3 protein-coding genes are annotated in these 10,747 nt (G+C 33.3%); all 3 read right to left on the bottom strand.

The window, feature by feature from the left end:
• Positions 1 to 65: 65 nt before the first annotated feature.
• Positions 66 to 857: a 4'-phosphopantetheinyl transferase family protein gene (locus VGE71_RS02545; protein ID WP_331136893.1), complete on the bottom strand. Its 792-nt coding sequence runs from the start codon at positions 855 to 857 to the stop codon at positions 66 to 68.
• Entirely contained in the window at positions 844 to 4,854 is a 4,011-nt protein-coding gene (locus VGE71_RS02540; protein ID WP_331136892.1) for an amino acid adenylation domain-containing protein, read from the bottom strand. The genes VGE71_RS02545 and VGE71_RS02540 overlap by 14 nt, the downstream gene beginning before the upstream one ends.
• Positions 4,855 to 4,935: 81 nt before the next feature.
• Entirely contained in the window at positions 4,936 to 10,263 is a 5,328-nt protein-coding gene (locus VGE71_RS02535; RefSeq protein ID WP_331136891.1) for an amino acid adenylation domain-containing protein, read from the bottom strand.
• Between the last annotated feature and the right edge of the window lie 484 nt (positions 10,264 to 10,747).

Below are 10,747 nucleotides of genomic sequence, written 5' to 3'. Positions count from 1 at the left end.
AAGATACAGCGCACAGCACGACCCGGAGGGAAACGCCATGAATCCAAATTAACTATAAAACAGAATTAGTTCCTTTTTGGAGTCATTTCAAGAAGCTCCTCCATATTGTTGGGAATCGTATATAAAATTATGTTTTTGGAAATTTCTGGTAAATCTTCGAATGCGACAGCTCCTAAATAGTTTTCGGCAAAATCAAAACTATAAACCTGCCAGTTTTGTGTGTTTCTTAAAAGGGTTGAATCTATATGGTATTGTCCGTCTAAGCTAGGAAGGTTTTTAAAGTCTTCATCAATTCCTTTTCCTAATGCTTTTACAAAGGCTTCTTTGCGTGTCCATGATGTGTAAAAAGCATGCTTTATATCAGATGAATTTTGAATTTGCAACACTTCATTATCTTCAAAAACATCGGGAAGAAGAGTGGTAAATTTGAAATCATTAGACATGTATTCAATATCTATTCCAACTTTTTTTCGAGAAATAGCTATAGCTGCATACTCTTCAGAATGTGAAACATTAAAATGCAACCACGGATGAGAGATTAAGTAAGGTTTTTTATTAAAATTATAATCAAAATATACATCCTTTATACGTAAGTTGGAGTGAGCGGCTAAAATAAACTTTAAAATTGCTCTGTATGTTATAAACCGATTAGTGTCCGACTCCTTGTAATAACGCTTTGCTTTTTTAATTTCTTTATCACTAAGAAATTTAGATAGCTCAGACTTTAAATCGGTGAAATCAGGTAAATAAATAGTATATATAATGATGTCATTACTGTCTAAAAAAAACTTTTTATCAGGGATCGATTCTGGACTTTTTACATTCGAAAAAGAAATGGAGAGCTTAGATGTTTTCATGTTTCTCATCTAAAATATCTTGAATTAATCTTGCTAATACTTTATCATTTGGCGGAGCTACAATATTTAAGTGGTTTCCAGAGATATTATGAATGGTTACACCACCTAATGCTGCTTTTTTCCAACCTAAATGCGTAGGGTCTAATTTGTAGTTGTCATCATCTTTTGATCGAAATAGATCAACTTGAAAACTTTGAGGTTTAAGATGATAAAGGTCTACAATTTTTTTAACCATCTTGTCAGCTTCTATAAATTGCTGAAGAGCAAGTTCTTCTTGTTCGGTCATATTTTTTTTCTTTCCAAAATGTCTTTGCAAGATGTATTCTTTTTTTCCATTGATTCTCATTTTGAAAGCTTTCCAGCTTAGTAACATTTCTTTTAAAAAATCTAATCTCCTATAAGTGACATCCATATAACGAACAAGTTGTTTACGTCTATAATTTCCATAGTAATATGAAGAATCTAAATAAGAATCTAATAATGCAGTTAAGCTTACTATTTTTCCTTGTGCTTTTAGTTGACGTGTCATTTCAAAAGCTACAATTCCGCCAAAAGAGAAACCGGCAAGAGCATAAGGTCCTTTTGGATTTACTTTGATAATAGCATCTATATAATGTGACGCCATAGCTTCAATAGATTCATACCATCCGTCAAAACCTTTTGGTTTAGTACCTTGAATACCATAAACAGGCTGGTCTTCGTCAAAATGTTTACTAAGATTTATGAAATTTAGTACATTCAGTCCTGCGCCATGAACGATAAAAAGTGGTGGTTTGTTTCCTGTTGGTTTTATCGGAACTAAACAATCCGAATAAATTTCTGTACCTGTATTTAATAATTTAGCAAATTTCTCCACAGTAGAATATTTGAACAACGCTGATAATGGAATTCTTTTACCGGTGTGTTTTTCTATTTCAATCATAACTTTTACACCTTTGATTGAATGGCCACCCATTTCAAAGAAGTCGCTAAAAATGTCAATATTTTCAATGTTTAAACTTTCTTTCCAAATAGTTGCAACTATATTTTCTTCTTCAGTACGAGGTGCAGTATATGTCGTTTTTTTATTGACTTTGTATTGAGATAATGCTTTACGGTCTATTTTTCCGTTAAGGGTTGTTGGTATTTTTTCTAATAGATTAAAATCATGTGGAATTAGTTGTGCTGGTAATTTTGCAGCTAAACTTTCGCGCCATAAAGCAATTTTAGTTTGTGCTTCATCTATTGTTGAATCAGGTACAATATGAGCAATAAGGAAATTTTCATCAGCTAATACTACAGCTGACTTTATACCCTCAATAGAGAGAAGGGCCTGTTCGACTTCTCCTGGTTCAATACGATGTCCTCTAATTTTTACTTGTTGGTCTAAACGTCCTAAACATTCTATTTCATTATTTGGAAGTAACTTTCCTAAATCTCCTGTTCGGTAAAGTATTTCTTTTTCGTTGTCAGAGAATTTATTTTTGATGAATTTTTCAGCTGTCAGTTCTGGTCTGTTCCAGTAACCTTTTGCAACTCCATCACCTCCAATTGTAATTTCTCCTATGTTTCCTGGTGCAACAAGTTGACCTTGTTCGTCCACTATATAAATTTGTGTATTTCCAATCGGTTTACCTATAGTAATTGTTTTATCATTGGCATTTATTTGTTTTAAAGAAGACCATATTGTTGTTTCTGTTGGACCATAAACATTCCAAAGTGAGTCACATTTATTTAAAAGTTCTTTAGCTAGATCTACTGGCATTGCTTCACCACCGCATAATGCTTTAATTGGCAATTTTTCAGACCATCCAGAATCTAAAAGCATTGACCAAGTTGTTGGCGTAGCTTGTAAGAAGTTTATTTTTTCTTTTTTTACTAGATCCAATAAAAGTCTACCGTCTCGCGCAGTTTCATGATCAGCTAAAATTAATGTTGCTCCTTTTATTAAAGGCAGGTATAATTCTAATCCTGCAATGTCGAACGAAATTGTTGTGATAGAAAGCAGTCTGTCGTCTTGCTTTATACCAGGTTCGATAACCATACTGCATAAAAAGTTGACTAAGTTTTTATGAGTGATAGGAACTCCTTTTGGATTACCTGTTGATCCTGAAGTATAAAGTATATAGGCATTGTTTTCGGCGCTAAGAGTAAAAGGAAGTGGTGCTGTCGAATATTGACTCAATGAATCGATAATATCTTCTATAAATAGCATTTGTGACCATGACGGCAATGATGCAAACACTTCTTTACTTGTTAGTAAAACTTTTGCGTTTGAATCGTTTAGCATGAATTCTAAACGTTCTTTTGGATATTCTGGGTCTAACGGTAAATAAGCGGCTCCACATTGCATAATGGCTAACAATGTATAAAGCAGTTCAGGGCTTCTCGGGAAAGAAACAGCTATAAAATCACCCGACTGAATACCTTGTGCCTTTAAATAATTTGCATATTGGTTTACTTTTTCTTGTACTTCAAAATAAGTCATTTTTGAATCATGAAACTCTACTGCAATGCTTTCGGGTGTTGTTTCTGCCTGTGTTTTAAATAATTCCGTTAAGGTAATATTTGGATAGGCCATTTCAGTATTATTCAACTCTGCGTAATCCGTTAAATAATTACCTCCAATTAAATCAGATAATGGATTGTTTGCGTTGGCTATTACATCTTTAATTATCTCTTCAAACGAAGCCATCATTTGACTTATAGTTTCTGGTTTAAAGAGTGTTGTATTGTATGTCCATTGAAATTCAGGACCATCTTTAGCTCTAAAAATATGAAGTTGAATTTCAAAAGTTCCGTATTGTCTTGGATTTGCATTAAAACTATGTGTAAGTCCTGTATATGAAAATTCATTTTCTATAGTACGTGCTAAATCAACCGTTAATATAACTGGTACTAGAGGAATTCTAGAGGGATCTCTAGCAATTGGAAAGCTCTTTAAAAGATGTCCAAAACTCACTTGTTGATGTTCGTATGCATCAAATAATTCAGAATTTCGCTGTTTTAAATATTCTGCAAAACTAATATCAGGAGTAATTTTACTGCGTAATGGAAGCAGGTTAACACAATCGCCAACCAATTGTCTCATATCATATAATGTATTTCCTGAGGAAGGAAATCCTACAACTAAATCATTTTGACCTGTAGTTTTGCATAAGAAGACTTCAAATGCGGCCAATAAAGTAGTAACTAGACTGCATCCAGAATTTATACCTATGTTTTTTAATTCATTTATGATGCTGTCATCTAATGGAAAATCAATTCGGTCACTATTGTAGGTTCGTAAAGCAGGTCTTGCGTAATCTAATGGTAATTCGATCGTTGGAACTGATTCTTTATAGATATTAATCCAAAAATCTTCTAGAGGTTTATATTCACTACTTTCCATAAATGAATTTATCCTTTCGGCAAATTCACTAAAACGTTCTGGAGTTGGCAATTGAGGTTTCTTATTTTCAAAATAGGCAGAATAAAGCGTGCCAAGCTCTTCTAGAATAATATCGATACTTAATCCGTCTCCAATAATGTGATGGATTGTTAAAGTAGCAAGATGTTCAAAATCATCAATTTTAAGCAGGTTAACTCTAAATAATGGACCATTTACAAGATCAAAAAGTTGGTTTACCTCTTCTTTAACCAATGTGTCTATTGCATTTTTTTTGTCAATACTAGGAAGACTAGAAAAATCATTATGTGATATTTCGATTTTATAATCACTATAAATGCACATAAAACGTCCGTCTGGGCTGAAAACAGCTCGTAAACCTTCATGACGCTGTACCAAAGTACTTAAGGCTTTCTCGAAAATATCTACAGCTAAGTTTCCTTTAAATTTAATAGATACCGATAAGTTATAAGCTTTGTTTGCATCACTGCCTCCAAAAATGCAATCTGACCATATTTCTTGTTGCGAATAGGAGGTATAGATTACTCGTTCGATTTCAGGTGAAAATGGATTAAATTGAATTTCAGTTTCAGTTTCCATTTCTGTTTGTGTTTGAGTTTGATTTTTCATTTATTTCCTATTTTAAATGTAATTGAACAGTTTTTTAAATGACAATTTAAAATATTAGTTATCTCTTTTGTTTATCTGAATTTATAGTTTGATTTTTATCAAACTTCCATTTTGATTGGGATCTTGAATAAACCATGCAGGATTTCCATTTTCGTCCCGGCCTAGTTTACTGCCTTGTACAGGTGGTTCGTTTGCATTTATCGTGTATTTTTTTTCAGAAGGCTGTTGCTCATTAACTTTTGAAAGATCAATTGGCTGTTCTTTTTTTTGAAAACAATTAGTTCCATTAATATGCCCGTTGGTATGGTTTGTTTCTGTGTTTTCAGTAAGCTTAATGGAATCAAAATGTTCTACTTTTAAATTTGTGAATGAACCATTTCCATTAACTGAAGTAGTCTGATAATTTTGTAATTGATCTACTTTCTGACTCAAAATCTGGATCTGACGAACAATTTGTTCTAGAGAAATCTGATTTTGATTGGATGATAATTGGATGCCAGTTGATATAGCATTTGAATCAACAGTTTGAACAGAAGTTACTTCTGGCTCTGTAATTGGGGTTGCTATTTCTTCTTCTGGAAGATTTGATTCGATATAATCAGCTAAAAGTGAAGGTGTTGAATACGCCTCGTTAAGTTGTCTAAAAGTAATTGGTAAATCAAACTCTTTTTTCAGTTTTCCTGATAGTTGTGTTAGTGATAGTGAATCTAAACCTATTTCCAAGAAAGTATTATCTATTACATCAGATTCGTAAGTTATTCCAGAAGCATTTTTTATAATTTCTGAAATCTTAAGTAACACAGAATCTTTTCTAGAATCAGTGGTTTTAGTATTTAAATTATTATTGTTTTGATTCTCAATTGGAGCAATATCAGTACTGATTGGTTTTTGAATGGCTATGGTTTCAATAACTCCTAAAGGTTCAATCCAACAAGGTTTGCGGTCAAAAACGTAACTTGGTAGTTCAATTTTTTGTCTTTGCTGTGTATTATAAAAAGCTTTCCAAGCTGGATTTACTCCTCTTGCCCACAGATCACCCAAAGCATTTAATAAGGTAGAATATTCATTATCCTTTTCGTCTTTAGGAAAATTTAAACTTGGGAAAACGGGAATGATTTTCCCAGCCGCTTGTTGACGAGCCAAGGTGGTTAATGTTTGTCCTGGACCAACTTCTAATAATATAAAATCATCCAGTTCAAAAGCAGTGTCCATGGCGTCTGCAAATCGAACAGTATTTTTTAACTGGTTTACCCAATATGTTGTACTTGTTGCTTCAGTATCTGTAAGCCATGTTCCAGATGCAGTAGAAATAATGGGTAATCTCGGAATGTTTAGTTTTACTTTTTCTAATTCATTTTTGAAATCCTCTAAAATAGGTTCCATCATAAAAGAGTGAAAAGCATGACTTGTATTCAATAATTTGTTTGGAATTTCTTTAGCATCCAATTCTTGATTGAAAGCGGCAATGTCTTCTTTTGTTCCCGAAACAACGCAGAATTGAGTTGAATTTATAGCTGCAATTGAAATTGTGCTAGGAAGCAATTCATTTAATTGATCAACAGGAACACGTACAATCAGCATAGATCCGCCAGGCAATTCACTGATTAATTTCCCTCTAACTGTTACAATGTGCAATGCATCTTTTAAATTAAGGATGCCAGCCAAATGTGCAGCAGCAAATTCACCGATACTATGACCACATAGAAAAGTTGGTTTTATACCCCAGCTCATCCATAATTGTGCTAATGCGTATTCGGTGACAAATAATGAAGGCTGTGTTAATCGAGTGTTTCTTAACTGTTCTTCGGCTTCAGGACAATCATCTTTTGGATATATAATATCTCGAATATCAAGCTTTAATTCATCCATTAATAATTCAGCACATTTGTCTACAGCTTCACGATATACTTTTTCGTTTTCGTAAAGTGTTTTACCCATCTGTATATATTGAGATCCTTGTCCAGGAAATAAGAAACCTATTTCTGAAGGAGCACTTTTTAAAACTGAAGATTTAGTGGTTTTAGCTTTTAGACAAAGTAGTTTTTCAGCGGCATCGTCTGTAGAATTAGAGATCAAGAAACTTCTATGGTTAAAATCATCTCTAGTCATGTTTAATGAATAAGCAATATCTGCCAAAGGAATTTCTCTTGATTTATCAATAAAATGACCTAAAGCATTTTCGTACCCCAATAAACTATTTTGATTTTTTGCAGACCACATTAAGAGTTGGAAAGGTCGTGAGACAGAAGAAGGAACAGGTGTTTTATCATATTCTTCAATAATAGCATGAACATTTGTACTTCCAATACCAAATGAACTTACACCAGCTCTTCTTATTCCGTCTGCATTCCAATCAATTAAAGTGTTATTGACGTAAAATGGACTATTGTCAAAATCAATATTTGGATTTGGTTTTACAAAATTTACCATTGGAGGTATCTTTTTATAGCGCATGGCCAATAAGACCTTAATTACTCCTGCAACACCAGCGGCAGCAGTCGTATGTCCCATATTACTTTTTATAGAGCCTAAGGCACAATAGTTATTTCTTTCTTGTTTGCCGTAAGCTATTTTAAGACCTTCAATTTCTATTGGATCGCCAATAGGAGTTGCAGTACCATGAGCTTCCATGTAACTAATGGTAGAAGGTGATATTTGTGCATCATTAAAAGCATTAATTATAGCACCAGCCTGTCCTTTTGGACTTGGAGCCATAAAGCTTCCTTTGTCACCTCCGTCATTGTTTACACCCACACCTTTAATTACTCCGTAGATAATATCCCCATCTTTTTCTGCTTCTTCTAGTCTTTTAAGGACAACGACACCGGCTCCGTCACTAAAAACAGTTCCTTTTCCAGAAGCATCAAAAGATCTAGTAGAACCGTCTGGACTTTTAATAAAACCTTCATCGTAAAGATGTCCGCTGTTTATTGGCGCCGTTACACTTGATCCTCCAGCAAGGGCAATATCACACATGCCAGTTCTTATTGCTTTTACAGCTTCGGCTATTGCTAATAATGAAGTTGAACAAGCGGAATGTACACTAACAGATGGTCCTTTAAGATTTAAGTGATATGAAGTACGAGGCGCAATAAAATCTTTTCCGTTAACAGTATAAATTTGTAAATCGCCTACAGAACTTTTTAATTCTTTGTTTGAAAAGATATTATTTTCATAGTAAGAATTGATTTCACTACCTGAATATACGGCAATGCTTCCTTTATAATGCTTTGGTAAGTGTCCAGCTTGTTCTAATGCCTCGTATGAAATCTCCAGAAATATTCTGATTTGAGGATCCATTGCGGCAGCAAGTTGTGGATTTAAGCCAAAGAAGGCAGCGTCAAATGTTTTTGCAGATGAAAGAATTCCTCTTGCTCCAATATAAAGTGGATCATTGCGAAGACTTTCTGGCAAGCTGCTGTCCAATTCTTCTTTAGTAAATAAAGAAATTGTTTCTTTTCCATCTCTAAGATTTTCCCATAACTCGTCTATTGTATCCGAACCTGGAAATCTTCCCGCCATACCTATTATAGCAATATCTTGTGAAGTTGTTTGGTTGTTTGTGTTTTTGAATGTAAATACGTCTTCTTTAATCGTATTTTCATTGTTGTTTTCTTCTAAAGTAACTGCTAATTCTCTAATAGTAGGATGAATATAGATTTTTGAAACAGGTACATCTTTTGATAACTGCTGTCTCATTAAGGTGGTTACTTTTTGTGCAAGAACCGAACTTCCTCCCATATCAAAAAAGTCATCATCGATGCCAATACTTGCTATTTTTAATTCTTCACTCCAAATTTTGGCAATGTCTTTTTCTAATTGTGTAGTTGGTTTTTTGAAAAGAGGCGCAGAATCTGGTCTGTTATATTCAGGAACAGGTAAATTCTTTTTATCAATTTTTCCGTTTGGTGTTATAGGAAATTCATCGACCCAAATATATTTTGATGGTAATAATATTTCTGGCAATACCTTAGAAAGTGAATCGTGAATTTGTTTTTCATCCTGTAATTGATCGTCAGATTTTAGATAAGCTACCAGTTTATCTTCGTTTCCAAGATGACGGCTTACAATAACTGCAGATTGTTTAATGCCAGACAATGTATTTAAAGTAGCTTCAATTTCGCCTAATTCAATACGATGACCTCTAATTTTTACCTGATGATCGATACGTCCTAAACACTGTAACTCTCCATTTGGCAATAATTTACCCAAATCACCCGTGCGATAAAGAGTGGCGTTTGGATTTTTTGAAAATGAATCAGCAATAAATTTTTCAGCAGTAAGATCTGGACGTTTCCAGTAACCTTCTGCGACTCCGTCTCCGCCAATAACAATTTCTCCGATGGTTCCAGATTCAACAGTTTGACACTTTTCGTCTAATAAATAAATCTGAGTATTAGCAATAGGAAGACCAATCGTAATCAATTCATCATCACTTTTAATTTCTTTGACAGCAGACCAAATTGTGGTTTCAGTTGGGCCGTACATGTTCCAAAGTGATTCACATTTTGAAGTTAGTTGACGCGCAAGATTTAATGGCATAGCTTCACCTCCACAAAGCGCTTTTAAAACTAATGGTTTTTCCCAACCAGAATCAAGCAACATTTGCCATGTAGTAGGAGTAGCCTGTAATATTGTGATTTCTTTTTCTTGTAAAAGTTTTAATAGAAGCTGTCCGTCTCGGGTAGTTTCATAATCTGCAAAAACTACTGAAGCACCTGTTATTAAAGGTAAGAATAATTCTAAACCAGCGATATCAAAAGAAATTGTAGTAATAGACAATAATTTATCTTCTGGATCAATACCTGGCTCAATTGCCATACTGTACAAGAAGTTTACTAAATTTTTATGTGTGACAGTTACTCCTTTTGGTTTTCCGGTTGATCCCGAAGTATACATCATGTAAGCAACAGATGTATTGCTAACTTCTAGAGATAAAGGTGAATTCGGATATTGATCAAGTGAAGACAATACGTCTTCTATATATATAGTTACAGAACTTTTAGGTAAAGATGCTGAAAGTGATTTTGTTGTTAATAAAAAAGTAGCTTCAGAATCTTCAAGCATAAACTCTAAACGTTCACTAGGAAATTTTGGATCTAACGGTAAATAAGCAGCTCCGCATTGTAAAATTGCTAAAAGAGAAGCAACTAAATTAGAGTTTCGCTCCATAGATACAGCTACAAATTGTCCTGGACACAAACCTTTATCTAAAAAGTAATTAGCCATTTGATTTATAGTCTGAGATAATTCCTTATAAGTGAATTTTTCATTTCCAAATTCAAGAGCTAGTGAATTTGGAGTTGCTTCAGCTTGTCTTGTAAAAATCTCGTGCAATGCATTTTGAGGATAACTCATGTTTTTCCAATTTACCTCGTTGTCTAAACTATTTTTATTAGGTCTTTTCATTTTAAGGGTATTAAAATTAAAGTTGAGCAAAATAATGTGATAAAATCAGCGTTGAACTAAAAACAGCATCTACTGTAAGTTTTTGTTATTTAGTTTGTTAGTGATAGATAATTGTCTTCTTTGTTTTACAATTAACAGCTTTGTCAATAAATTGGATGTAAGAATTTTAATTGTTCTGGCTTTTATTTTGACTCTGTATTAAAATGGTATTTATTGCTTATTCTTCAATAAGCTGATCAAAAAAAGGAATTTTTTTTCAGTAAAACTTGCATATTCTATATAAAGCTATTATTCTCGATGAACAGCATATTTTAAATTATATAGGGCAAGTTTTATAAAAAAATTGATAAAGAATTTTTTGAAGTAGTTTTAGATTTTTAATACAATTCTGTTCAATAAAGTTTGTTTTTTGTCAAAATAAGTTCTGTTATGTTTAGACATTGTAAAATATTTAATTAATTTTGCAATCTCTATGTCTTTGACT

This window comes from Flavobacterium sp. (genome assembly GCF_036405015.1).
Classification (GTDB): Bacteria; Bacteroidota; Bacteroidia; order Flavobacteriales; family Flavobacteriaceae; genus Flavobacterium.
This window is presented reverse-complemented; position numbering and strand designations above follow the sequence as displayed.

Excerpts from the sequence above, each read along its gene's own strand:
- VGE71_RS02545 (WP_331136893.1), bottom strand. The coding sequence starts at position 857 with ATGAAAACATCTAAGCTCTCCATTTCTTTTTCGAATGTAAAAAGTCCA.
- VGE71_RS02540 (WP_331136892.1), bottom strand. The coding sequence starts at position 4,854 with ATGAAAAATCAAACTCAAACACAAACAGAAATGGAAACTGAAACTGAA.
- VGE71_RS02535 (WP_331136891.1), bottom strand. The coding sequence starts at position 10,263 with ATGAAAAGACCTAATAAAAATAGTTTAGACAACGAGGTAAATTGGAAA.